At 45.9% G+C, this 25,051-nt stretch carries 25 protein-coding genes; 6 read left to right on the plus strand and 19 right to left on the minus strand.

From position 1 onward, the window contains the following. Positions 1–280 precede the first annotated feature (280 nt). On the plus strand, positions 281–955 hold the full coding sequence (locus NWE73_RS03260; RefSeq protein WP_277576842.1) for a response regulator transcription factor: 675 nt from the start codon (positions 281–283) through the stop codon (positions 953–955). Further along, positions 936–2,348 carry a sensor histidine kinase gene (locus NWE73_RS03265; RefSeq protein WP_277576843.1) on the plus strand — a complete coding sequence of 471 codons (1,413 nt, stop codon included), beginning with the start codon at positions 936–938 and terminating at the stop codon, positions 2,346–2,348. The genes NWE73_RS03260 and NWE73_RS03265 overlap by 20 nt, the downstream gene beginning before the upstream one ends. Before the next feature lie 204 nt (positions 2,349–2,552). On the opposite strand, the gene NWE73_RS03270 is transcribed toward NWE73_RS03265, so the two are convergent. The 9 genes from NWE73_RS03270 to NWE73_RS03310 all read right to left on the minus strand — a co-directional run bounded on the left by NWE73_RS03270 (position 2,553) and on the right by NWE73_RS03310 (position 9,807). After that, on the minus strand, positions 2,553–3,266 hold the full coding sequence (locus NWE73_RS03270) for an ABC transporter ATP-binding protein (RefSeq protein WP_277576844.1): 714 nt from the start codon (positions 3,264–3,266) through the stop codon (positions 2,553–2,555). Further along, the gene (locus tag NWE73_RS03275; RefSeq protein WP_277576845.1) at positions 3,263–4,039 is read right to left on the minus strand and encodes an ABC transporter ATP-binding protein; all 777 of its coding nucleotides are present in this window, start codon (positions 4,037–4,039) and stop codon (positions 3,263–3,265) included. Before NWE73_RS03275 ends, NWE73_RS03270 begins: the two co-directional genes overlap by 4 nt. Beyond that, positions 4,020–4,994, minus strand: coding sequence for a branched-chain amino acid ABC transporter permease (locus tag NWE73_RS03280; protein ID WP_277576846.1), 975 nt, complete (start codon positions 4,992–4,994; stop codon positions 4,020–4,022). The genes NWE73_RS03275 and NWE73_RS03280 overlap by 20 nt, the downstream gene beginning before the upstream one ends. Next, the gene (locus NWE73_RS03285) at positions 4,994–5,896 is read right to left on the minus strand and encodes a branched-chain amino acid ABC transporter permease (protein ID WP_277576847.1); all 903 of its coding nucleotides are present in this window, start codon (positions 5,894–5,896) and stop codon (positions 4,994–4,996) included. Before NWE73_RS03285 ends, NWE73_RS03280 begins: the two co-directional genes overlap by 1 nt. Positions 5,897–5,903: 7 nt before the next feature. Further along, a complete protein-coding gene (locus NWE73_RS03290; RefSeq protein WP_277576848.1) occupies positions 5,904–7,025 on the minus strand; it encodes an ABC transporter substrate-binding protein in 1,122 nt (373 codons plus the stop codon). A 186-nt stretch (positions 7,026–7,211) separates the two neighbouring features. After that, positions 7,212–8,201, minus strand: coding sequence for a 6-phosphofructokinase (gene pfkA, locus NWE73_RS03295; RefSeq protein WP_277576849.1), 990 nt, complete (start codon positions 8,199–8,201; stop codon positions 7,212–7,214). Between the two features lie 116 nt (positions 8,202–8,317). Further along, positions 8,318–8,590, minus strand: a complete 273-nt coding sequence (locus NWE73_RS03300) for an HU family DNA-binding protein (protein WP_142697633.1) — start codon at positions 8,588–8,590, stop codon at positions 8,318–8,320. Positions 8,591–8,782: 192 nt separating this feature from the next. Further along, positions 8,783–9,022, minus strand: coding sequence for a DNA gyrase inhibitor YacG (locus NWE73_RS03305; protein WP_277576850.1), 240 nt, complete (start codon positions 9,020–9,022; stop codon positions 8,783–8,785). An 86-nt stretch (positions 9,023–9,108) separates the two neighbouring features. Next, the gene (locus NWE73_RS03310; RefSeq protein ID WP_277576851.1) at positions 9,109–9,807 is read right to left on the minus strand and encodes a hypothetical protein; all 699 of its coding nucleotides are present in this window, start codon (positions 9,805–9,807) and stop codon (positions 9,109–9,111) included. Between the two features lie 270 nt (positions 9,808–10,077). Between NWE73_RS03310 and NWE73_RS03315 the strand changes: the two genes are divergently transcribed. Beyond that, positions 10,078–10,905, plus strand: a complete 828-nt coding sequence (locus NWE73_RS03315; RefSeq protein WP_277576852.1) for a hypothetical protein — start codon at positions 10,078–10,080, stop codon at positions 10,903–10,905. Here the strand turns inward: NWE73_RS03315 and NWE73_RS03320 are convergent. Then, positions 10,879–11,625, minus strand: a complete 747-nt coding sequence (locus NWE73_RS03320; protein ID WP_277576853.1) for a prolipoprotein diacylglyceryl transferase — start codon at positions 11,623–11,625, stop codon at positions 10,879–10,881. The two genes, NWE73_RS03315 and NWE73_RS03320, sit on opposite strands and share 27 nt — an antisense overlap. A 106-nt stretch (positions 11,626–11,731) precedes the next feature. Here NWE73_RS03320 and NWE73_RS03325 point away from each other — a divergent pair, with 106 nt between their 5' ends. Further along, positions 11,732–13,162 (plus strand): cyclic nucleotide-binding domain-containing protein, encoded by a 1,431-nt coding sequence (locus tag NWE73_RS03325; protein ID WP_277576854.1) that lies wholly within the window; start codon positions 11,732–11,734, stop codon positions 13,160–13,162. Here the strand turns inward: NWE73_RS03325 and NWE73_RS03330 are convergent. From NWE73_RS03330 to NWE73_RS03345, 4 genes are read right to left on the minus strand one after another with little or no spacing between them, the layout of a single operon-like run. Next, the gene (locus tag NWE73_RS03330; RefSeq protein ID WP_277576855.1) at positions 13,147–13,956 is read right to left on the minus strand and encodes a metal ABC transporter permease; all 810 of its coding nucleotides are present in this window, start codon (positions 13,954–13,956) and stop codon (positions 13,147–13,149) included. The two genes, NWE73_RS03325 and NWE73_RS03330, sit on opposite strands and share 16 nt — an antisense overlap. Beyond that, positions 13,956–14,522, minus strand: a complete 567-nt coding sequence (locus NWE73_RS03335; RefSeq protein ID WP_277576856.1) for an ATP-binding cassette domain-containing protein — start codon at positions 14,520–14,522, stop codon at positions 13,956–13,958. Before NWE73_RS03335 ends, NWE73_RS03330 begins: the two co-directional genes overlap by 1 nt. Positions 14,523–14,531: 9 nt before the next feature. After that, the gene (locus NWE73_RS03340; protein WP_277576857.1) at positions 14,532–15,419 is read right to left on the minus strand and encodes a metal ABC transporter substrate-binding protein; all 888 of its coding nucleotides are present in this window, start codon (positions 15,417–15,419) and stop codon (positions 14,532–14,534) included. A 9-nt stretch (positions 15,420–15,428) separates the two neighbouring features. Further along, positions 15,429–16,493 carry an outer membrane beta-barrel protein gene (locus NWE73_RS03345; protein WP_277576858.1) on the minus strand — a complete coding sequence of 355 codons (1,065 nt, stop codon included), beginning with the start codon at positions 16,491–16,493 and terminating at the stop codon, positions 15,429–15,431. Positions 16,494–16,651: 158 nt separating this feature from the next. Between NWE73_RS03345 and NWE73_RS03350 the strand changes: the two genes are divergently transcribed. Further along, entirely contained in the window at positions 16,652–17,929 is a 1,278-nt protein-coding gene (locus tag NWE73_RS03350; protein ID WP_277576859.1) for a sensor histidine kinase, read from the plus strand. A 1-nt stretch (position 17,930) separates the two neighbouring features. Beyond that, positions 17,931–18,455, plus strand: coding sequence for a response regulator transcription factor (locus tag NWE73_RS03355; protein WP_277576860.1), 525 nt, complete (start codon positions 17,931–17,933; stop codon positions 18,453–18,455). Positions 18,456–18,475: 20 nt separating this feature from the next. Here NWE73_RS03355 and lspA read toward each other — a convergent pair whose 3' ends face one another. From lspA to NWE73_RS03380, 5 genes are all read right to left on the minus strand, one after another. Beyond that, the gene (gene lspA / locus NWE73_RS03360; protein ID WP_277576861.1) at positions 18,476–18,982 is read right to left on the minus strand and encodes a signal peptidase II; all 507 of its coding nucleotides are present in this window, start codon (positions 18,980–18,982) and stop codon (positions 18,476–18,478) included. Between the two features lie 91 nt (positions 18,983–19,073). Next, positions 19,074–19,697, minus strand: a complete 624-nt coding sequence (locus tag NWE73_RS03365) for a hypothetical protein (protein ID WP_277576862.1) — start codon at positions 19,695–19,697, stop codon at positions 19,074–19,076. A 326-nt stretch (positions 19,698–20,023) separates the two neighbouring features. Further along, positions 20,024–21,550, minus strand: coding sequence for a sigma-54-dependent transcriptional regulator (locus NWE73_RS03370; protein ID WP_277576863.1), 1,527 nt, complete (start codon positions 21,548–21,550; stop codon positions 20,024–20,026). Continuing rightward, positions 21,543–23,426, minus strand: a complete 1,884-nt coding sequence (locus NWE73_RS03375; RefSeq protein WP_277576864.1) for a CHASE2 and HATPase_c domain-containing protein — start codon at positions 23,424–23,426, stop codon at positions 21,543–21,545. The genes NWE73_RS03370 and NWE73_RS03375 overlap by 8 nt, the downstream gene beginning before the upstream one ends. A 208-nt stretch (positions 23,427–23,634) precedes the next feature. Next, complete coding sequence (locus NWE73_RS03380; RefSeq protein WP_277576865.1) at positions 23,635–24,957, minus strand: radical SAM/SPASM domain-containing protein; 1,323 nt, start codon at positions 24,955–24,957, stop codon at positions 23,635–23,637. Positions 24,958–25,051 lie beyond the last annotated feature (94 nt).

The following is a 25,051-nucleotide window of genomic DNA, read 5'->3' on the forward strand; positions in this document are numbered from 1 at the left end:
CTAAAATTGGTCCACCTAAACCATGTCGTTAAACAGGCTCTCTGACCCGGAGCCTGTTTTTTTCGTTTTAAACAGAAGTTTATTTTGTCGAAACCCTAATTTCCTATTTTTTGCAATAGTGTTTCGTATTGGTTCTGATTTCTTCTTCGCAATCTTCCTGTCTGAGGCGATTAAATGTCTGTAATAATGGGAGAATCATTAATATTGGGGCTTTTGTTTAGAAACAAAGCTGATATAAACTGGGCCCAGATTTAACAATCCGTAACAAAGGTGACTCTCGATGAGATGCTTAGTAGTTGAAGACGATAACGAAATTGCAACGATCGTGAAACAGGGCTTAGGGGAGCTCGAAGGGGATGTGGAAGTTGAATCCAACGGACGCCGCGCCTACGAAAGAGCCCTAACAAATAATTACGATATTATTGTATTGGATCTTATGCTTCCAGAGATGGACGGTTACACTTTCGCAAAATCATTGCGCGAGAAAGAAATCAATACACCCATTCTTATCTTAAGTGCCCTCCGTGAATTGGACGATCGCCTTAAAGGCTTGAGTATGGGTGGCGATGACTATCTGACAAAACCTTTCGCGATGGCAGAGTTGCAAATTCGCGTGAAAAATCTTTTGAAGCGTGCTCAAAAAGCTTCCGAAGTAACTCAATTGACATTCCAAGATTTGAAATTGAACCGTTTGAATCGCGATGTGGTTCGTGCGGGTAGAAAATTGGATCTTCAGGAAAGAGAATTCGTTCTATTGGATCTCTTTATGAGCAATCCAAACAAAATCATCGGTAAGCAAACTATACTAAAAGAAGTTTGGAATTATGATTTTGATCCGCAGACAAATGTGGTAGACGTATTGGTATGCCGTTTAAGAAACAAATTGGAAAAAGACTTCCCTACACGCCTAATCTATACAGTCAGAGGTGTAGGCTATGTTCTTAAGTCGTCTTAAGCCGACGCTCTTTCGAATCAGCACCAAGTTGACGTTTGCGTACTCCTTGGTGTTGATCCTCAGCTCGACGCTGATCTTCAGTTATCTGTATTTTCAAATTACGCACGCTCTTCAAGATCAAGAGCGTGTGATTCTTCAAAGTAAACTCGAAGAATATAGCAACCGCATCGAGATTCGTGGTCTCAAAGACTTCAGCGAATACTTTATGTACGTCCCGAACTATGATCGTGATGCGGCTTTGCTGATTGGTGTCTTTTCACCCAAGAATGAGACCATTTTCTTTCACGAACCCTTTCCCAGCTTTAAAGTTGATATGGAGCTGCTCAAGACGGAGCTGAATCAGCACCGTGCTCGCAGTTTTGATTTTTCATTGCCCGAAATTTCCGGCAATGAGGCGGTTCTGGTTTTGGGTCGTACTTTAAAGAACGGCACTCGCCTGGTTGTTGCCAAGAGCACCGAAGGTTTGGGTGTTCAGCTTAGAAATCTTCAGAAAATCTTCTGGTGGTCCTTGGTTCCGGTCGCACTGATTGGTTTCCTTGGGGGCCTCTTCCTTTCGAACTCCACTTTGAGTCCCGTGCGGGAAGTTATCAACTCGATGAAAAAGATCGAGGCGGGGGCATTTTCCACCCGTGTTCCTCTGGGTGATAACGAAGATGAGCTGGAAGAGCTCAAAGTTCTGTTCAATAAGATGCTCGATAAGATTGAGAATCTTGTAAATGGTTTGCGCGATGCCTTTGACCATTTGGCTCATGATATTCGAACTCCCGTTACGCGTCTTCGTGGTCGGGCCGAAATTGCCCTGACTAGCGAGGGCGATGTGGAGTCTTACCGAGAAGCTCTGCAGAGTTGCTTCGAAAATTCAGATAAGATTTTGAATTTCTTGCAAGTTCTGACGGATATCACCGAAGCGGAAAATCGCAGTCGTAAATTGAGACTTGAAAAGAAATTCATCAGCGAGCTCGTTCGCGAAATGATGAGTCTTTATGAAATGGCTTTTGAGGAAAAAGACATCAAGGTTGTGCAGAAACTGGATACCCACGATTGGGCCATGGTGGATGCGCGCTTGATCAGTCGTGTGATCGCCAATCTTTTGGATAATGCTCACAAGTACACACCAGCAGGTGGCACCGTCACCATCGAAACTGTGAATCAGACCGAAAATGTCATTCTAAGAGTGACAGACACCGGTCCTGGTATCGCCGCTGACGAACACGCTATGATCTGGCAAAAACTTTATCGCATCGACAAGTCCCGCTCTGAATATGGAATGGGCCTTGGCCTAACTTTCGTCAAAGCGGTTGTTGAAGCCCATGACGGAAAAGTCTCCGTCAGATCTCCAGTCCACGACGGTCACGGTACCGAATTCGAAGTCACTCTTCAGAAGATGGCCTAATCAAGGATGTTTGCTAAATGCGGGGATTTGCTGAAAAGGTAAATCTTTGCTGTTGCTTCGGTCGGCACGGCATCCTGCCTCGTCAGCGCCGGCTTTGCCGGTTCGGGCCGTCCGGGCCCCGCTGAAGGCCTCTCTACGAACATCAAAGATTTCCCTTTTCAGCAAATTTTGCTTTTAACAAAATTATTGAATTGGAATTTCTTTTTAGATTCCTAGGTAGCTTTTGCGGACTTCGTCGTTGTTGAGGAGGTTTGCGGCTGAGTCTTGCATGACTATTTTTCCCGTTTCGAGCACGTAGGCTCTGTGGGAAATTTTTAGGGCCATGCGAGCGTTTTGCTCTACCAATAAGATAGTCATGCCTTCTTGGTTTAGTTTTTTTACGATTTCAAAGATTTGGGCGACGATCAGTGGGGCAAGTCCCAGGGACGGTTCGTCCAGCAACAGGATCTTTGGTTTGGACATGAGGGCTCTGCTGATGGCGAGCATTTGTTGTTCGCCGCCAGACATGGTGCCGGCCATTTGCCAAAGGCGTTCCTTCAATCGAGGGAAGAGTTCGAGGCACATTTCGTAGTCTTTTTTGATGCCGGCTTTGTCTTTTCTGGAGTAGGCGCCCATTTCCAGATTTTCTTGGACGCTCATTTGTGCGAAAACGCCGCGGCCCTCTGGAGATTGGGCAATTCCAAGTTCAACACGTTTGAAAATAGGAACTTTTGATAGATCCTGATCTTGGAAGTAGAGTTTGCCGCTGCTGGGAACAAGGCCCGAGATGGCGCGCAAGGTGGTTGTTTTACCGGCGCCGTTGGCACCGATCAGGCTGACGACTTCGCCTTCATTCACCTGGAATGAAATGCCTTTGATGGCGTGAATTGAACCGTAATGGACATTTAGGTTGTCGGCGTTGATGATCGGGGACTTCATTCTGACTCCTCAACACCCAGGTAGGCTTCGATCACCTTTTGCGAGTTTTGCACCACAGCGGGGTTGCCTTCTTCGATTTTAGTTCCATGATCCAGAACCACAATATTTTCACAAATTCCCATGACGAGTTTCATATCATGCTCGATCAAAAGAACGGTGAGTTTGAACTGCTCGCGAATCTTGGCGATGGTTTCCATCAAGTGATGGGTTTCCGAGTGGTTCATGCCTGCCGCCGGTTCATCCAGAAGTAAAATCTTAGGTTCCGTGGCTAATGCTCGCACAATTTCCAATTTACGCTGTTGTCCATAAGGCAGCGAAGATGCAGGCTCGTGGGCTTTGGCTTCCAGAGCGAAAATTTGCAGAAGCTCCATCGCTTTGTTGTGGAGATGCTTTTCTGTGTCCTGGAAGTTCTTGGTTTTTAAAAGCGAATCAAAAAGTCCGTAATGAACATGTTGATGAGTCGCCACCAAGACGTTGTCCAAAACTGAAAGATTTTTAAACAGGCGAATATTTTGGAAGGTTCTAGCGACGCCACGATGGGAAATTTGAAAAGGCTTGAGGCCTTTCAATGATTGTCCCTCTAAAACGACTTCGCCTTGAGTTGGCTGATAGACCCCGGTCAACATGTTGAACACTGTGGTTTTGCCGGCGCCATTAGGTCCGATCAATCCAGCAAGCTGACCTTTCATGATTTTAAATTCCAATGAGTCGACGGCTTTTAAACCGCCAAACTGCATGGTGATCTTACGAGCCTCAAGCAGAACGTCGGACATATTTTCTCCAAACATCTGTGATCTCTAATTCGCCAAAGATTCCTTTGGGTCTCCAGATCATAACCAAGATTAATGACAAAGAATAAATCACCATGCGCAAGTCGAAGCCGGTCAGTTCCTGCACGGGGCGAAGTGCTTCCGGTAGAACCGTGATAAAGATAGCAGCCACTATCGACCCAGTCATAGAGCCCATTCCGCCAAGCACAACCATGATCACCGCATTGACGCTGGTTAAGAAAGTGAAAGAGGAAGGGTTGATGAAGTTCGTAAAGTGTGCGAACAAGGCGCCAGCGACTCCGGCAAAGAAGCTTGATAGAACAAAGGCGCGGACTTTCATATTTGTGGTGTTGATTCCAACGGATTCAGCCGCAATTTCATCTTCACGAACACTTAGGAATCCACGGCCGTAACTTGAGTGCATTACACGCCAAATTGTAAAGAAGCAGATCACAAGCCATACCGAAGCAAAGCCGAAAGAGCTGAAGAAGGAGCCAAGGCTAGGGATGTTGGCATAACCACGAGGTCCACCCAAGAAATCCATGTTCAAAAGTGCCACTCTGATGATTTCACCGAAGCCCAGGGTGACGATGGCAAGATAGTCTCCTTTGAGTCGCAAAGAGGGCAATCCGACAATGAATCCTGCGGCGGCCGCAACCAGTCCGCTGCCAATCGCGAAAATAAAAGAACTCACTAAAGTTAGATTTGGGGGGAGGAAGTTCCACTTTGTCGAAGCATAGGCAGAAAAGTAAGCCCCAATGGCCATGAATCCCGCATGGCCCAAAGAGAATTGTCCGGTGTAGCCGTTGACCATGTTCAAACTCATCGACATCAGGCAATTGACCGTAATGAATAGGATGATGAGCTGGATATAGGCATCAAAACCCATCTCAAATCCGAAGCCCACCAGTGCCAGTCCAATAAGAGCTAAAATGGGATTTTTAAATGATTTAATCATCACACTTTCTCCACAGAATATTTGCCCAGGATGCCAGCTGGCTTGAAGATCAAGATCACAATCAAAATGCCAAATGCCAAAGCATCGCGATAGGTACTTGAAAGATAAGCGACAACCATTTCTTCAGAAAGACCCATTATTAAAGCGCCAATCACCGCGCCGCCAACGCTGCCAATGCCGCCGAGAACCGCAGCGACGAAAGCCTTCAGGCCGATCATCATCCCCATTAAAGGATCAATTTTAGGATATTTCATCCCAACCAGAACGCTGCCCACACCCGCCAGGGCAGAGCCCACCACGAAAGTGAAGGCGATTACGCGATCAGGGTTCACACCCATCAGGCTGGCAACTCCAGGGTTGCTGCTGACTGCGCGCATAGCTTTGCCGATTTTAGTTTTATAAATCAGGAACTGCAGACCGAGCATTGCAAGAATGCTGACAATCAAAACTGTGACGTCGAATGACTTCAATTCGATGCCACCAGCGGAAAAGATCACAAAATCTTTCATGACTTCAGGGAAGACTTTGGGATCGGCTCCGAAGACCACTTGACCGCCATATTCCAAAAGCAAACTCACGCCAATAGCGGTGATAAGAATATTTAACTTAGGAGAATTGCGAAGAGGGCGGTAGGCGAGTCGTTCAATTAAAAGGCCTAAGATGCTACAGAAAACCATGGAAACACAAAGAAGCAGAATCAAGGTGCCGATGCCAGGTTGGGCATCAATTCCCATCCAGCGTGCGACATAGTAGGCGGCAAAGGCACCGACCATGTAAACATCTGAATGGGCAAAGTTGATCATCTTCAGAATTCCGTACACCATCGTGTAGCCCAGGGCGATCAAAGCGTAGATAGATCCAAGGCTTATTCCGTTGATTAGATGCTGTACGAAATCCTGCATATTCCCCTTACGGTGTGATCGTCGTGATGAACTTACGGTTTTTTCCATCAACCTGAATTACGACCGCACTTTTCACAGCGTCGCGGTTTTCATTCAAAGTGATTTTACCAGTTACGCCGGCAAAATCTTTTGTCTTAGCTAGTTCATCACGGATTGCCTGGCCTGACAAGTCGGGAGCTCGCTCAATAGCCGCTGCCAGGATTTTTGCAGCATCGTAACCCAAGGCTGCCAACGCATCCGGAGTCTCGTTGTATTTCGCTTTGAATTTTTTGATAAACTCGGTCACTGCAGGGTCCGTGGATTCAGTGGTGTAGTGATTTGAATAGTAGTTGCCGTTGATGGCTTCTTTGCCGATTTCAGAAAGCTTATCGCTATCCCAACCATCGCCACCCAAAAGCGGAGCTTTGATACCCAACTGACGGGCTTGTTGTGCGATGAGACCCACTTCTGTGTAGTAACCTGGAACGTAAATAGCATCTGGGTTCTTAGAGCGAATTTGTGTCAATTGTGCTTTGAAATCGATATCGCCAGCTTGATAACTCAAGTCTGTGACGATCTCACCACCGCGTTTTTTGAATTCTTGAACAAAGACATCCGCCAAACCTACGCTGTAATCATTTTTTACGTCGCGTAGAACAGCCGCTTTCTTAACTTTAAGATTCTCGCTGGCAAACTTCGCCATCACCAAGCCCTGGAAAGGATCGATAAAGCAAACACGGAAGACATAATCGCCGACTTTGGTAACATCTGGATTAGTCGACGCTGGAGAGACAAATGGCACTTTGTGTGATTGCGCAATGGGTGCAGAGGCTTTAGATCTACCGCTGGCAACACCACCAATGATGGCCACCACTTTGTTGGAGGTGATCAAGCGAGTAACTGCAGAAGCAGCTTCCTCATTTTTGCCTTGGTCATCCATCATCTTAAGATCAACTTTTTTTCCTTTGATTCCGCCGGCCGCATTGATTTCATCGAAAGCAAGGCGAACACCTTTATTGGAGCTCAAGCCAAACGTGGCATCGCTTCCAGACATAGAGTCGTACTCACCGATGGTGATGACATTGTCTTTTTTTGTACAGCCAGCAAGAAGCGGCAAAACCAATACTAGAGAAAGTAGAAGACGTTTCATGAGACCTCTTTGTTTAGATTCAGAAATCCTTGAAGATTGCTGAAGGCAAATATCTGTTAAAATTCAAGTATATATAGGAATTCAGCTGAAGGAACAGGTCAAGCCAAAAACAGCTTAATCGGTGGGCGGAGCCAGAGTTGTTCTGCTCCGCCAACCTGTTCATAGATTTCAAGAGGCGAAATTGTGTTAAGTGGCCAAAAGATTTGCTAATGAGATCAAATCGATTTGCGTCTTTTTTTCTGTCTTCGTGACAAGGTCTAGTGGAACGGTGACGAGTCTTTCGCCTTCAGTGCCAATCATAATATCGCACTGACCTTTCAATAAAGAATCTACTGCTGCGGCTCCCATGCGGCTTGCAAGAATACGATCTGCCGCTGTTGGTGAGCCACCACGCTGTTGATGCCCTAGGATGCTGACTTTTGCGTCCATTCCTGACTTTTTGCGGATGGAGTCTGCCAAGTCATAAGCGCGACCTGGTTTTTGTCCCTCGGCAGTGATCAAGATACTGCTGGTTTTTCCGCGTGCGATACCTTCTTTAATGTGGTCGATGGCTTTCTCAACAGTCGTCAGTCCATCGGGCGTGAAGATTTCCTCCGCGCCTCCAGCCAGACCCACATGGGAAGCGATAAATCCCGAGTTGCGACCCATCACTTCAACGATGAAAAGACGATCATGTGAAGCGGCAGTGTCGCGAATTCTATCGATGGCCTCAAGAGCTGTGTTCACTGCGGTATCGAAGCCAATCGTTTTGTCGCTGCCGTAAATATCGTTGTCGATCGTGCCAGGAACACCGACCACTGGAATTTGGTGTTCTTCCCATAAGGCATGTGCGCCACGGAAAGAGCCATCACCACCGATGCAAACCAAAGCATCAATTCCCGCGGCCTTCAAATTTGCAGCAGCTTTGGCGCGGCCTTCAGGTTTCATAAACTCTGTCGAGCGGGCTGTTTTCAGGATGGTGCCACCACGTTGAATGACGTTTGCCATGTCACGCAATTGCAAAGGTTGAATGATATTATCGACCATGCCGATGTAACCACTATGAATACCGAAGACTTCAAGCTTTTGTGCAATCCCGACGCGAACAACAGCGCGAATAGCCGCATTCATTCCGGGGGCATCGCCACCACTTGTATAAACACCGATCTTACTGATTTTTTTTGAAAAAGTTGCCATTTAAAAAGCGTACTGCTTTGGCTGAGTGAAGGCAAAAAAAAAGGCGTTCTTTTCAGAACGCCTTCTTGTGCGCACCAGCTTTGCCGGTGGCAGGAAAAATAATCTCTTAACGGAGATTACTTAACCATTGATTTGAATTCTGCGCCAGCGCGGAATTTTGGAGCCCAAGCAGCTGGGATTTTGATCGCTTTACCAGTTTGTGGGTTGCGACCAGTGCGAGCTTTACGTTTAGCTTTAGTGAAAGTACCGAAGCCAACTAGTTTAACGTCGTCACCTTTTTTAACTGCTTTTTTGATGTTCTCAACAGCGCAGTCCAAGATGTTTTCTGCTTGTGCTTTAGAAACTTTAGTTTCAGAAGCGATTTTTTCGATGAGTTGTGCTTTGTTCATGTGAACTCCTCTTTCAGACACATGTGTGTGTCTATCGTTGTAATTAAAATCGTGATGATAACTCTTCGTCATCCAATGACAGTCAGATAACAAATCAAAAAGTGGTTTTCGTCAATAGCAAATTGCGAAAAAGGCTCGGAGTGCGGTTTTGGAATCTATCGAGAATCCTTCACCGCAACCTCATTTTATATTCTAATGCTTGCTTTCATCATCGGCATCCTCGTCGGGGATGTCGTAAATATCTTCATCTGAAGTTAAAGAATCACTTGAAGAATTCTTCACGGGAATTTTATATCCGCCGGTGGCCCACTCGCCAAGATCAATAAGTCTGCATCTTTCAGAGCAGAAAGGACGAAATGGATTTTCAGGTGAGTACAAAGTCAAACGCCCGCATTGCGGGCATTTGACGTTAAGAACTTTTGGTTCAGTCATAATTTTGGATTCTTGCAAAGTCTTGCGGGGAGGGCAAGACGCAAAGCTTAAGCTCACAATTGTGTGCTTAAGCTCGGTCGAAAGTTTTAGTAGCTTTTAAAAGTTCCTGTAGCAAATGGTGTCGTCGCATTTTTGTAGAAAAGTTTGTATGTAAACTGTGAGTCATTCAAAGTTCCATTCGCTACTTGGATTTGGATCAACCCAAGTCCGCCAGCATTCCAGCTTGAACCGTTTGATCTGATTTCAAAGCCTTTGCTATTGTTAATTAAGCTAAAAGTTGTGTTTGAATAAAGTTGCAATGGATTCAAAGTAGCGCCGCCAGTGAAGAATCCCAAATTTCCGCTCCAGTAAGTTTGTGCAGGAACGGCTCTGAAATCAACAGTTGGCTTCAATGAAGAATCGATGCTGAATGAAACTTGTAGTGAACCTTGGACCCAAGAGTCACAACCAGCACCACCCCAGTTCCATGTTGAAAGGTCACAAACCTTCATCGCTTCTTTCAAGAAGACTTTGTATGCAGCAGCATCATAAATTTGAAGATTGCCTCTGAGGTCAGGGCGATACAAACCTTGTTCAAAGCTGAAATAGAAGCTGTAGTCGCCATAATTTTTAGCAGTCGGAGTTGGATTGACGATCGTGCCGTTTGAGTTCACGCAGTAAGTGCCATTCCAGCTAGAGCCTACCGGGCAGTTGGAAACGCCGCCGCTACCGCCGTCGTTTTTACTACAGCCGACAAACCACACTACAGAAGTGATCGCTACTAAAGACATTAAGAGCTTTTTCATAAAGACCTCTCTAAAAGAATTAAAACTATTCAGAGATATCTACTTCACGACTTGTGCCAAGAAATCTTGTTGCCCAAAGCCTTCTGATTTTAATTTGAGCATGTTGACCTGTCAGGCCCCTTTCAGGAAGAGACAATTTGCGTCTCTGTCCCAAAATTTTTCAGCTCAGAAGTCTCACATTGAGACAATCTCTGGCACCTTGTTAAAATCATTACAGCGTCTTCGGAAGGATCTAAGAGGGGCTCAGTGATTGTGCTAGTTTCCTTTCCCATGAAGGGTCTGAGAGCATTTCTACCTTATATATTGGCGAGTTTGTTGTTGGCTTTGCTGGTCACTATGGCACAGGCTACGAAAGATCATATTCGTAGAAGCCGTCCTGTGAATGCGCAGGAAAGCGCTCGATCTGATTACTTCTATCTGCCCGTGGGTTCCGCGAATGTTTCCGATGTCTCAGAACGAGACTACCTTGAAGTCATTTCGGACTTTCAATCTCACTACATGCAGGCGGTCATAGCTAGGACCGGTAAGCCGTTGATCATTCCCAATGAGTGGGCAAGTCCTTACTTCGCCGCCTTTGCCATGAAGAAAGAATCTTTTATGCAAATTTCTTTGTGGGGAGGAATGGCCCGAGCGCCAGGTGTTACCAAGCCTATGCTGGCGGCAGTTATTTGCCATGAGTTGGGGCATATTTTGGGCGGTGATCCACTGCAAACTATTCCGGGATCTGAGTGGGCTTCAACTGAAGGGCAATCAGATTTTTTTGCAGCAAAAGTGTGCCTGCCGGAATATTTGCAACGTCACTCCGAGGCCGTTCCATTGGCAACTGTGAATTCCCAAGTTTTGCAGATCTGCGGAGATCATGTTGATTGCGAAAAAGTCGCACAAATCGGTTGGGACTTGGTGAACATGTTCCAAAGATATTCGTACCGAAAATTTGTACCGGTGCAGTTGGATGTCGAAGAGAAGGCGGCGACTGAATTGATTTTAAATACTTATCCTTCGGATCAATGTCGCTTGGATACCTACATTGAAGGGGCCCGCTGTCAGCTCGGACAGAAATGCAGAGCCCCGCTATGCTGGCTTCCTGCGGAACATTAGGACAAGTCCTAAAGCAATCACCGCAAGACTAATCCAACTTGAGATTGAAAGTCCCAGGGAAGGTCCGCGGAAGTCTTCGCGGAAGCTTTCCATTAAAAGTCGTCCAAGGCCATGCAGGATCATCCACAGATAGAAGATGCTTCCCGGTCTTCTGAAAAGAGCGGGGCGGCGATGGAGAGAGGAAATTGATTCAATCCCAATTAAGATCAGGACGACACCGAGCTCCCAAATGGAAGCATAAATCTGAGTGGGATGGCGCCCGCTGATGGCCCAGGGAAGTTCGCAGGATTTCCCATAACAGCAACCCGCAAAAAGGCAGCCCAGCCTGCCGATAGCATAGGTCAATGAAATGACCGGGGCAAAAAGATCCAAATACCGTTCATCATCGTTGGGGGCTTTCCACTCTAAGAATAGAACTCCAAACAAGGCTGCCAGAAGTGCTCCACCAAAAAACACAAAGCCACCGTCCCAGAAGTAAAGGACGCGGCTATAGTCCTCTTGATAGTAAGCGAAGTTTTCATAGAACACGTGCAAGAGTCTTGCACCGATGAATCCGCAGACCATGATGATGAGGCTTAGGTCTAGAGTGATTTTGTGACTGAGATTATATTTTTTGGCGCGAGCAGTGATCCAAAATAGAGCTAAAATAATGGCCGCACTGACCACGAAATAGTAAGTTGGAATTAAGATTGAAGATGTGACTCGAATGAATGGAAACAATCTTTCCTCCAAATACCGACGATAGACTTAATTTTTGTAATTTTCCCTGAAATATTCAAGACCTATCTACCCAAGTGGTCTTGTATCACGACATAATTGTTTTTATATGAGATTGCACCCAGCTGAGATTGCTAAGGAAATAAAAGGATACTCTTTTTTCAAGTCCTTCAGTGAAGATTTGTTACTGCAAGTCTCTGCTATGGTTCACACTGTGACTTTTAAAGCTGGTGATTTCGCTCTTACTGAGGGGCAAAAAAACGACTCTCTGTTCTTTCTTCGCAAAGGAAAATTTGAAGTTTCTTTAGCTGGTGAAGTCTTGGTGACTCAGGATACTCCAGGAGAAGTCTTTGGCGAAATGAGTGTGATCACTTCGAATCCTGCTTCTACAACGATCAAGGCGCTGACAGATCTTGAATGCTTTGCCATTCGTTCCGACGACTTTGCGCATGTGCATCCAAAAGACAAAGATCGCTTCCAGGCTCTACTTTATCAGATCTATTGTTTCATTTTGACCGAACGTTTGATGAAGACCAATGAGAAAGCGCGTTTATTCGAAATATTGAACCGCGAACTTCATGAAGCCCAAAGTGCTTTGACCAAAGGTCACGGTGGACGCGTACTTCTTATCGAGCCCGATAAAAAGCAACAAATGCCGGTTCGTATGGCTTTGGGCGGAACGGGCGTGCATCTGGATTTGGCGGGTGATGTTGAGTCCGCCAGAGCTTATTTGAAGGACAATCAATACGATATCGTTCTAAGTGAAGAAGGTTGCGTTGAAGTGTTGAAAGATGTGGTGGAAGGCAAGTTGGCCTCTCATGCCGTTCTACTGACCAGTAAAGATGTACAGGGCAATCTGCGCATTCTTGAAGGCAACCGCTTCGTTGAACATATTATTTCACGTGATGCCGAAGATAAAAATGCGACTATTCGCTATGTATTAACGGCTCTTGGTAAGCTGCTGAATAAAGATCTCTTCGGAGTTGAAAAGTATTTAACTTGGGGTGTGGAAGTTCAGAAGAAGAATGTCTCATCTTCAACTCAAAGAGAACAGCTTCGCGATGAAATGTTCGCTTACTTCAAAAAGATGGGCGTGCGCAGCACCGTCTTGGATAGAGTTAATACAGTCACTGAAGAAATGCTAATGAATGCCATCTACGACGCTCCAACGGATGCACAAGGGAAACCCTTGTTCAACCATATGACTCGTAAAGAAGAAATTCAATTGGACAGTCATCAGCAGTCTCAGTTGTGCTATGGAAGTGATGGCGTACTTTTGGCCGTTTCAGTGGTAGACCCATTTGGCTCTTTAACTAAAGAGGTCATCGTCGACTATCTTCTGACCTGCTACAATGGCGCAGCAGGAAGTTTGAATTCCCAAAAGGGTGGTGCCGGCCGCGGTCTTCACCAAATCATCGAAAATTCTGATTTGACGATTTTCAATGTTAAAAAAGGCGTCCGCTGTGAAGTGATCTGTCTTTTCAACATCGATGGGCAAAAGCGCGAAGCTCAACCCTCTTTCCACTATTTCTTCATGTAACTGCAAATACCCACAAGAATTTGTCCGATCAGCACACAAGGGACTGTGGGCAAGTTTGTGGATAGCAACGACAGACTAAATCCCAAAAGACAACCCAAAGTTGAAATTGTTAGAATCCGCAGGGTGTAGCTCCTTAAATTGCGACTTCTTTGTGAAGCAAAAGTCGTCGCTATGAATAAAGAGCCGATCGTAAACAAATAACCCATGCCTTGAATTGCCAAAGTGGTGACCAGCAGGGTTCCAAAATCAAAAAGTCTGTTTTTCAAGCTGCGATGAATCCAGCTATGATTGACGAGTTCAAATGAAATTCGAGTCAGGTGTCGCCAGTTCACAAGGATAAAAACTGCAAAGACGAGGGCGGCGATGAGCGAAATCTTCCCCGCAGTATCACTCATTACTGCCAAATCACCGAAATACGCAGAAGCCATGTGCGACTCCAACGAAGGAGTCAGTGCGGTCATCAGATAAGTTAGCGCCAAAAAAAAGACGAACAAGGTTAAATAGATATGATTTCTATCCGACTTCCTCTCAACCATCAGATCAGAAAGCACCAAGGTGAGTCCACCCAGGATGAGCCCCAAGAGCAAGCTCAACCAATGAAAATCCGTTCCTAAAAGTATATTGATCACCAAGCCAAGAACAATTCCTAAAGAGGAACCTTGTCCCAGAACGAAGATCTGAGCGCTCTTTTCCCGAGCCGTCCACTGTGCGCCGATCAAAGCCAGCACCGCCGCCATCAAAATGCTGGATGGAAGAGACCATTTATAGATTTGCAGGAGCTCAAGAAATGCCATTAGCGAATCTCCACATAACGAACTTGAGGCCAATCTTGATTTAAAGATCGGTGAGAAATAAGCAGCATCGCGCTTTGGGGGTTTTCCCTTAGATAATCGCTCAGACTTTGTTCGAGCAAATGACTGGCATTTTTATCCACATGATTAAAGGGCTCGTCGAGTAAAAGCACACGGGGTTTTTTCATTAGTGCCGATGCAAAGAGGATCTTCTGTCTTTCTCCTCCACTGGCTGTATTCCATTTTTTACTTAGATCCAAACCCGCAAGAAGGGGAGATGAAACCTCTCCGTCAAGCATGTCAGCCAAGGTTAAAGGCAGGTGGAAGCTGATATTGCCAAGTTGGGGAAGATATTGAATTTCCGAATTACGCGGGAAGAAATCAAAGGTGCCCTTGAAATATTTATGCAAACCCAAGATCGTTTTCAGAAGGGTGCTTTTTCCTGCTCCATTTTCTCCGCGCAGAAAAAGAACCTCTCCCGCATGAAGTTCAAAATTTACTATCGGCGATAGCGTGCGACCTTCACTGCTGAATGCTTGTAAATTTTGAACCTCAAGAAGTTTTGTCATGTGCAATCCTTACGGGAGTGATCTTACTAACAAATTCTGCAAACCTTCAATCGTCTTTGCTTCACCTGTAGTCTGAATATAAGAAGGAACGGTAACGACTGGTATACCAGAAAGTTCGTGGAATCGCTCCAAGGTTGCATGAGGTGCAGAAGCCGTGGCAAAGAGAACAGTCACCTTGCTGGCTTTAGCGAGGTTTGCAATCTGAGCGATGCGGGCTGCAGAAGGCGGCATGCCGGGCTTTTCCTCCAGCGAGCCCATGGATTGAATTCCATAGCTGGCGAAGAAGTAAGTGAACTCTTTGTGATACTCCATGACCTTGTCTTTTTTGACTTTCTTTTGAGTCACCTCATGCAGAGTTGTCATTTGATTTTTGAAAGTATCATAATTTTTCCGGAAGATTTCGGCTTTTTCAGGAGCGGTTGCAGTAAGAACTCTCACAGCTTCGGATCCTGCTTCGACAAGTTTCAAAGGATCAAGAGCGAAGTGGGGATTTCCATGGGGATGAACATCTCCCAAAGATCGATCGACAACTCCTGACGGAATTTCCAAGGGTTTCACGCTGCGACCCAATTCACAGAAGCCAAGACCGCCGGATTGCACTTTTGCATTTCCAGCTTTGTCCAGAACCTTGGGCAACCAACCGATTTCAAGATCAAGTCCAACGGCGCAGACAATATCGGCTTTGCGTACTTTAAGAATGTAATCGGGGCGAGCATCTGAGTAGTGAGGATCTTCACTGCCAGAAAGTAACGTGGAGATTTCCACCTCATCGCCACCGATGGCATGAAGGACTTCGGCGACATCGGGCAAAGTGGCGACAACTTTGATTTTCGCCTGAGCTGTTGAAAAGGCCATGAAAGAAAGAATCAGTGTTAATCCCAAAAAGATATTTTTCATTTTCAACCTCTAGAATGTGTGAGCGGGGTGAGCACCCAGGATGGCGATAAATTGAAACTCAATTTTTCTGTCAATCTTGTCCGCCTCTTGGGAAACGTTTTTTACCTCGTGAGTGTAGGCCATGCGCCAAATTGCAAACTCACTTGTTTTGTATGTAAGTGTCGGAGCAAAAGCATAGTCCAAATTCTTTTGCTTGTCGGTACTGCCTTCAAATGTTTGAGATAAATCAGAGAAGCCGTCAAAGCGCAGACCTACTGCCCAATTTTGACTGATGCCATATTCGGGATAAATATAAGCGCCAATTTTTTCACTGCGATCCGTGACGCTGCTGTTTTGGTTTTGATACCAGATTTCTGACTGCAAGAACCAACGATTGAATCGGCCTTCTTTTTGTTTAAAAACGAAATCCAGGCCGCTCAATTGTGTTTTCAATCCCTGAGCATCGGTGCGAGTTAAATAGTTCAAACCGAGTTGCAGTCCTTTATCCGCGCCGAGATCAATAAATGTGACAGGATGAATGTACAAGACCGGGGCTTGAGGTTTGGCGCGAACGCTGTCTTCGCCCCATTGATATCCATTCGTCACACCCACAGTGATATCCCAATAGCTGTCGGTTGGAAGAAGGTAAGACATTTCCAAACCTGTGTCGTGAATGCCTTCGTCAGCGAAGAACTCGGATTGAACGCGAGGCGCAGATATAAAAGGCCAGTCGTGCTGATGAAATTGATTCAGGCGCCCGACACCCAAGAAGAAAGTACCAGCTTTAAAGCGGAAACCAGGAAGAAGTTTTGTTGAGCCAATATATCCTTCATGCAGTTCGGCTTTGTATTCACCCTCTTCATTGTGCGCGGCAAAGTTGATCAACGCATCAAAGTACGGGTCCAATGCACCATAGAGCATGAATTCAGCGGAGCGGATCTGTAATTGATTATTGCTCGAATCCTCGAAGTCGATAGGTGCTACAGCATCAAGGGCTGCTGAGAAGTTTAAATTCTGTACGAGGGGGGCTTGTGTTTGTGCTGAGGCCCTCTGAGTGAGTGCCATAAAGATAAGTATTCCTAAAACTGAGCGCATTGTTTTGTCCTATCGCTTGTTGTGATCAACTTTAGAGGGGAATATTCCAAACGCAAGTAACTTGCAATAAAAACGATGGAAACGCTGCAACAGCAACTTCGTGTTGCGGTTCAAAAGGATCCTTGCGGGGGCGAGGGGGCTCGACTATGTAAGTTGTTATGAAGACAAGCTTTCTGAGAGTTTTTTGGCCCGAATCATCCACCCGCATTCAGGGGGTTATTCGTTTTCGTTGGATCGCTATTGTTGGTTTGATCTTCGGAGCGATTCCGCTGCTTCAAGTTGGTTACCTGCAAAAGACCCAGATGCCTTACTTGATGGCGGTGATTGCATTGCTTGCCCTCTTTAACGGATTGACTCAAGGGATCTGGAGCAAGCCCTCGGCCTCACAAGAATCGCGAATTCTTTTTGTTCAATTGCTAGTGGACCTCTTGGCAGCGACCGGTCTTTTATTCGCCAGCGGTTCGGCAAATAATCCATTCATCTTTGTTTTGTGCATTCATGCTTTTCTTGGAGGCATGCTTCTTCGCGGATATCGAAGTCTGTCCTTCGGCTTTTTAGTTTTACTTTTGCTATCCATTCTTCAGGCGGAAACTTTTCAAGACGCCAAAATCACGGTCAACGTGGATACCAGAGAGGTGTTTTTTAATTTCCTGGCGCAGTGGACGATCATCATCGTCTCGTGGGGCGTGGCCTATCTTTTTGCCAGCTTGCTTGAAAAACAAGAAGAGCGCATTCGCAATTTACAAGAGCGCCAACTTAAAGCAGATCGTTTGAAATCCCTCGGTGCATTGGCGGCAGGTTTTTCTCATCAGATGGCGACACCATTGAATGCTTTAAAACTTCGGGTTGACCGTGCTGCCCGCAAATCTGTTTCGCAGCCTGAAATTCAAGCCGAGCTAGCAGACGCACAAGAGTCTTTGAGTGAGTGCATTGCCATTTTCCACCAAATGGCGGGTGTGTTTTCTAACTCAACCGGTGGGGATTTACAAAAAATCAAAGTGAAACCTTTGCTGTTGGATATTTTGAAAGCCTGGAAGCAAGACCACCCAAGTGTAAATGTAGAAACCCATTTCCAAGAGGGTGATGTAGTCTGCGAAGTTCAGGCCCTGGCTTTGTCTCAGACTCTTTTCGATCTTTTAGACAATGCCGCTGAAGCCTCTGACTTTAAGGAAACGGTGTCTCTGCGTCTTTTCACTGAGGGGCAAAGTTTGATTTTGGAAGTGGTTGATTTAGGAAAAGGTCTTTCCAAGGAAGTTATTTCGCGCCTTGGGGAGCCCTTCATTACCGACAAAAAGCATGGTAATGGCCTCGGGATTTACTCCGCACAAATGGCGGCTCAAGCAATGGGCGGGGAGTTCTCTTTATTTAATAATAAATCAGGCAAGGGAGCGACAGCCCGTCTGTTGATCTCCATGGTTGCTCCTCAGGAGGGCTGACATGAAAATTGCGGTGAAGAAAATTCTACTTGTAGAGGATGACAAACGTCTGCGCACTGTCTTGCATGAGGAATTGACGGAGCGAGGATTTGAAGTTCAATCCTTCGCAGAGTTACCTGCTTTAGCGTCGATTCAGACTCCAGATGGAGCCCTTTTGGATCTGCGTGTAGGCCAAGAAAGCGGTCTGGATCTGATTGAAGGTCTAAGGAAGAAGTTCCCAGGGATCCGCATTATTCTGATGAGCGGTTTTGGCAGCGTTGCCTCTGCTGTAAAAGCCATGCAGCTAGGGGCGGAAAACTTCCTTACGAAGCCGGTGACTCCGGACATGATTGTAAAAGCATTTTCTACTGAAGAGCCGAAAGAGTTGTCAGAGGAAGAATCAGAAATCTCTTTAGCCCGAATGGAAAGAGAATACATTGATTACGTTTTGCAGAATTCAGATGGCAATATCACACAAGCGGCTAAAAAATTGGGTCTGCATCGTCAAAGTTTACAGAGAAAACTCCGCAAATATATTCCGAAGTAAAATGGTAATAAAAAAGGCGCTTATGAAGCGCCTTCCTCTTTTTCTTTTTTCTTGTTCTCGATGAACATCAAAGCCAATAAAAGTCCAACCCCACCGACAATCGCCATGTCCGCGATGTTGAAGGCTGGCCAGCTCCATTTGTTGTAAAGATGGAAATCCGCGAAGTCGATCACGTATCTGAAACGAATACGGTCGATATAGTTACCAATCGCACCGCCGAAGATGCTCGATAGGGCGATGATCTGCTTGGTATCGTTGTCCTTCACTCCACGCAAAATTCCTAGAATGATAACCAGGGCAATCGGTGGCATAGACAGGAAGAACAATTCACGGAATGAAGGATGGCTTTCAGCCAAGAAGCCAAATGCCGCCCCAAAGTTTCTGACATATGTAAGATTGAAGAAGTTTGGGATCACAATGACAGATTCACCGAGGTGAAAGTGTGTGTGGACGTACATTTTAACGACTTGATCCAAAGCGATCAAAAATCCAGAGATCGCTAGTAGCCAGATATATTTTTTCTTCATGAAGCCTCTGTTCTACGACATTTTTAAATCAATTGTCGTAGACCTGAAAATTAAGATCTCAACTATAACTGAAATTCCTGAGGGATTTAAGCTATTTCAGCATGCCTTTGGATTTCACATAGCCGATTTTGATCAGCATACGTACTGCTTCCAGGTCAGAGCTCAGATTGAACTCCTCTTTGACTTCCTGAATCATAAGGCGGGTGCCGCAGTCCAAAACATCTAAAAGGTCGCCGGAATGGGTCGTCGCAGTCACAGTTTTTTCTGTGTAAGAGACCTGAGTTTGAGTTGGCGCGGAAGAAGCCATATTTTGAGGCATCACTTGTGGCGAAGCCTGATGGTGAACTTGGCTCGCGATAGGAGCAGCTTGATGATTCATTTGAGTCATCGGCGCGGTTGCTGTCGCAGTCATGGTCGCCATTGTTGCCGAAGCTGACATAGTTGCGGGGCCGGCAGAGGTTGCTCCAGCATGGTGAGGGCGATCTAACTCACCCATCATTCCGGCTAAACTCTTCAGCTCGCTCTTGAAGTTTCTAATGCTCGGACGCTCTAGAACACTGTCACCATCACGACCAGCCTTCAAATAAAGGCTCACCAAAATATCCGGAGTCGTCGCGATCTCCTTGATAGAAGAATCTTGCGTCATCAGCCATTGGTAGGCCTTAAGCAAAATATCTTTGGTGTATGCCTGTGGAGGCAACGGATTCATAGTCATGTCTGGTTTTTTCCCCTCGAGCGAGTTGCTGAAACTACAGATTCAATTACGGTGAGTCAATGTGAACACCACGCAAAATAAAAACTATTGCTGCTCAAAAAACGTGCATCACTACATATTGAGGATAAAAATGGATTACAAAACTAGAGGCGCTGCGGAAAATTGAATTTTCCCAAATTCTTTTTCTTGCCAAAGGAATCTTCACGAAAAAGTGCCTGCTTCTTTCTCGGAAAAGGTACCAGGTGTCGCAGAAACACCTGGTACCTTTTCCGCAAAAGAAGCAGGCACTCTTGAAAAAAAAAGCCCCGGGTTTGCCGGGGCTTTTTTTAGTTTACGTAGTCTTTGGCGACGATGCCGTATTTTTCGATTTTTCGAAGAAGTGTTTTCTTCGGGATATTTGCGTGAAGGGCCGTTTGATTGATGCGGCCTCGGAATGTTTTAAGAGCTTTGATGATGAACTCTTTTTCGAAGGCTTCTTTTTGGGCGTTGAAATCCAAGTTTTCGCTTCCAGTGAACGGCACCAGTTCTTCGCCATCCAGATCTGCAGAATCGTCACCAAGATCCGCATCTTCATCATCACCTAATGTTGCGTGTGCTTTTGCTGCCGCTGAAACTCCAGCGGAAGCGACAGTTGCGGCAGTCTCCATGACCGGCGGAACGTCGATCAAGTTTGTTCCGGTAGCGACAAGCAAAGATTCAGGCAAAGAAGCAATCGTGATGATGTTTGTCATTTCTAGAACGAAAGCGTGTTCGATCACGTTTTCAAGCTCACGAATATTTCCAGGCCATGCATGCTTTTTCAATACGGACATTGCATCCGGAGCGATGCCGTTGATGCGTTTGCCGTGAGCCACGTTGAACTTCTTGATGAAGATGTTCACCATGTGCTCCATGTCGTCTTTACGTTCTGCCAAAGCTGGCAAGAATATAGGTACGACATTCAAGCGATAGAACAAGTCTTCGCGGAAAGTTCCCGCTTTGATCATGTCTTCTAAAGGTCTGTTCGTCGCTGCAATGATACGAACGTTGGCAGGGAATTCTCTGTTTGAACCTACCGGAGTGAAAAGCTTTTCCTGAAGCACGCGAAGAATTTTAACTTGCATGAGTTGTGGCATATCGCCGACTTCATCCAAGAACAAAGTCCCGCCCTCAGCATATTGGAATTTTCCGATCTTGCGTTGGTCAGCTCCGGTGAAAGAGCCTTTTTCATGACCAAACAATTCAGACTCAAAAAGATTTTCTGGAATCGCAGAACAGTTGATTGCCACGAATTTTTCATCTTTGCGGGCAGAGTTGAAGTGGATTGCTTTGGCAACCAATTCTTTCCCTGTTCCTGAAGAACCGCGGATCAAAACCGGTGTGTCCACTTTGGCAAGACGGTGAATAATGTTAAACACCTTTTGCATTTGCGAAGTATTGCCGATGATTTTGCGACCGGCTTCCACCATCACAGGAGCAGAAGCTGCAACATTTGAGATCAAGTTGTGAGCATTCACAGCTTTGTCGATCAACGCCAGCAAGTCTTCGCTGGCCACAGGTTTTGCAAGATAGTTGTAAGCGCCATCTTTCACAGCTTGAATCGCGTCGTTGAGAGTCGCGTGAGCTGTCATGACAATGACGATGATGCCTGGATTGAATTCTTTGATTTGACGAAGAGCCTCAAGGCCGTTCATGCGAGGCATGTCCACGTCGAGGATCACGACGTCGTAGCTTTTTTCTCCGGCTTTGATTTTTTCCATCGCATTGACACCGTCGAAGGCTTCGTCGATATCAAAGCGTTGAGTGACCGCTAAGGCTGATTTTACTGAAAGTCTTAGACCTTGATCGTCATCGACAACTAGAACCTTAAGCATGAATACCCCCGTGCTTGATTGGCAGTTCTACCGTAAAAGTGGATCCATTTCCATAGTTTGATTCTACGAAGATGTTTCCCTGGTGTAGCTCTGTAAAATATTTAGCCAAGTAGAGCCCTAACCCCGAACCCTTGATAGGTGAACTCTTGGCATTTTTACTTCTAAAAAATTTCATAAAGATATTGTTAAGCTCTTCAGCTGGAATACCTGGTCCTTGATCGGCAACTTGGATGACGACTTTCTCGCCTTTTTCCTCGCTGCTCACCATGATTTTCGTGTCTTCCGGTGAATACTTGATGGCGTTCTCGACCAGGTTTGAAAGAACCTGCTTCATCAGATCAGAATCCATAGGAATCGGGAACATCGGCTCAAGCTCTGAAACGATTTGAATGCGTTTTACCTTCGCCAGGAACTCATGCTTGCGGATCACTTCTTTAAGAACGTTGTTGATGTCCTTGCTTTGCAGATGAAGCTGAACGCCTTCGCTTTCAATGCGACCGTAATTGAGGATGGCACTGATAAACTTTAATAGATCATCGGCAGAGTGCTTGATGGTATCGACTGCTTCGCGCTGCTGGGAGCTGATGGCATTCGTGTCGGTCAGGATGACGTCTGTCATTCCTTGAATCCGCGCAATCGGTGTTTTCAAATCATGGGACATCATCGAGATAAAGTTTGTTTTAAGCTCTTCAACTTGGCTCAAGAGCTTATTTTTTTGATAGTATTCCCAGCTACGGCGATTCTCGACAATCAAACGATAGGGGATGAAGAAGTAATAACACAGGAAGATAGCAAGAACCGGAGCTGCCATGGGGATCCAAACACCCAAAGGCCAGAAGGCCACATAGCAAAGAACTGTGAAACCCAGAAGTGTTTCACCTAAAAGCAGCAAGCCCGCAGTGGGTTTCATGCTGAGAACAACGTGAATCGTCAAGATAGAGATAAAAAGAATCAAAACTGCATTGAGCCAGGTCGGAGCCATGCGCGGGGCTGAGTTCAAGATCATCGTATCGAACATATTGGCGTGCATCTCTGCCGAAGGCATCGCCATGATTTCGCGGGAGTAAGGGGTCAGAATATAATCGCGTGAAGTTTGGGCCGTATCCTGCCCCACGATAACAACTTTATTGCGTAAAGCGCCTGCCGGCATGGTGGCATCTAAGACATCAGAGAAAGAGTGGCGAGGATAAGAACCCGTCGGTCTGAAATCGATATACACTTGCTGTGATCCCGCGAAATCAAATTGCCCGCGGATGACCTTCAAATCTAAAATGGTGGGATTGTAGGTCGCGGCTACTTTTGCATGAAGAAGTGGCTGTTCCTGGTATGAAACCAACATGCGGCGAGTGACATTGTCTTTCGCAAAGATCTTCAAATCAGAAGTTTTCGGAGCAGAGGCTACAGGAACTTTCTCAAATGGATAAATCAAAGTTAAGGAGTTCTCTTCGCCCTTGAGGACCAAATCGTTACTGACGACAAAGAGTCCCGGAATGTTGGCAGCGACTTCGGCCAGGGCCTTTTTTTCTTCCAAAGTGCCTTTAAGTTCTTCCATGCGAATATCTAAAACGACAAAGCGCGGTTCTTGTGTCTTTAGCTTTTCAAGCAAGGACGTCAGAATCGAAGCCTTCATATCGCTTTTTAGTTTTTGAACACTGAGTGAATCCAGAAGGACCAGTTCAACATTTCCTGAAGTGGGCTGGGCCGCTCGCGTGCGCACACGCAAGTCATATAAGAAGCCTTCGAGATAATCGAGTTTGATCTGGGACAAAAAGAAAGCAATCACCGAGGCGAAGACGACTCTCAGTGCAATGAGGGCAAAACGACGGCGTCGGCCCGGGATTTCAGTTTTCTCTTCAAGGGAGGGCGGAAGAGGCATAACTTTCTGATCTCAGCTTTCTGTTAACTCCGAATTCGTCGGAGTGGCGACTATCGCTCCGATTGTGCCGGAGCCGCTACGACAATTAAAATTTAAGTTCCTTCAAGAGGTACGCAACCTTTGGGACCTTCTTTGATGCCAGTAGGTGCCGTTTTCTTGGGAGCTACTTTTTTAATATGTTTTGTGTTCGTCATTTGTCTCACCTTTTCTAGCCTCTGCTTCTTTCATAATATACCAGGGAGAGGCTTATCAAGTATCTGGTTCTTTCGCAAAAACTCACATGCTTCTTATGTTTGTCGCCTGTGAGGGATTTATGGACAAAAAGGCAACCACCACCGCACAGGAATCGAGCCCAGCAGTTTTGGCAGTTGTTTTTCTCGATCAAGGGAGCTTGGAGTTTCTCCAATGCGGCCATATCGAGATTCTGAGCTTCACCCAGAAGTTCACTCTTCTTACCCACCTCAAGGGGGCAAGAATAAAGTTTATTGTTAGAATCAAAGCTCAACAAGGACTTCCCTGTGCCACAATGATTTTCAGTTTTGCGCTGTTGATCTAGCGCACGGAAGTAGCCGTCAAAAAGTGTAATTTTGCGAAGTTCAGCTTCGCCGCCTCGAGAGTAGGCAAGCTCAGCCACGCGAGTCATTTCCGCCATGAATTTGCCGTTGGCTGCAGAGTCCGACTCGGTCACATCGAAAGTAAACTCATAGGCATCGGCATTGAATTCTGAAAAGAAAATGTAGGCCTTTTCGACTTCCAGGTTTTGCTTGCTGAAAACAGCATGCAAAAGAATGCGACCCAGGTCTTCTTTGCGTGACAGAATTTTCTTAAGACCTGCGATAACAGCTTTGGAAGAACCTTCACCGTTTCTTTGAGGACGAGCCAGGTCATGAGTTTCAGCGGGGCCATCGATACTGACAGTGACAGAGGCCTTGATTGAAGCCAGAAGTTCTAAATTCTTATCGTTCACCAAGGTGGCGTTAGTAATAACGCTAAAGCTGGATTTTAAGTTCTGTTGTTCAGCAATGATATTCACATAATCCGCAATCAACTTGATCGCTTCAGGATAAAGAAGAGGCTCGCCACCCAAGAAAGTGATGTGGAAAGTTTCACCTTCCTTGAGTTTGTTCATAAAGAACAAGATTTGCGGCAAAGTTTTTTCTACAGAGATGCGGGCGATTGGATCACCGTAAGTGCCATCACCACCTGCAGCGCAGTAGGTGCAATGCAAATTGCAGATTTGAGTCACGTTCAGGGTGAGGCTGCGAATGCCAAATTTCAAATTGGCGGTCTTGGCCTCAGGGTTGACCTCTTGATTCCAGTTTTCCAAAGACTCAAGAGCTTCGACATCGACACCAGGTTCATAGCTTTCCATATTCATGACAAAGCCGTTGTCAAAAGTGGAGGGCGCCATAGACTCCCAAGCCTGTTCAGAAACTTGAGCCACTTCCAGATTGCGCGCATGGAATGCCACCGGGGAGGTGTTAAGCCCCGTCTTAATGGCAATAATGTCCTTGTGTCTGCGCAACTGCATCTGGTTTCCCTTCGTCACCAGTAGCAAAAGTGTGCAAAGGATGGGCCAGTATTTTTAGGGCTGAAAAGGGGCTAAACCCCAGAAAACTCTAGAT

This window comes from Bdellovibrio svalbardensis (genome assembly GCF_029531655.1).
Classification (GTDB): domain Bacteria; phylum Bdellovibrionota; class Bdellovibrionia; order Bdellovibrionales; family Bdellovibrionaceae; genus Bdellovibrio; species Bdellovibrio svalbardensis.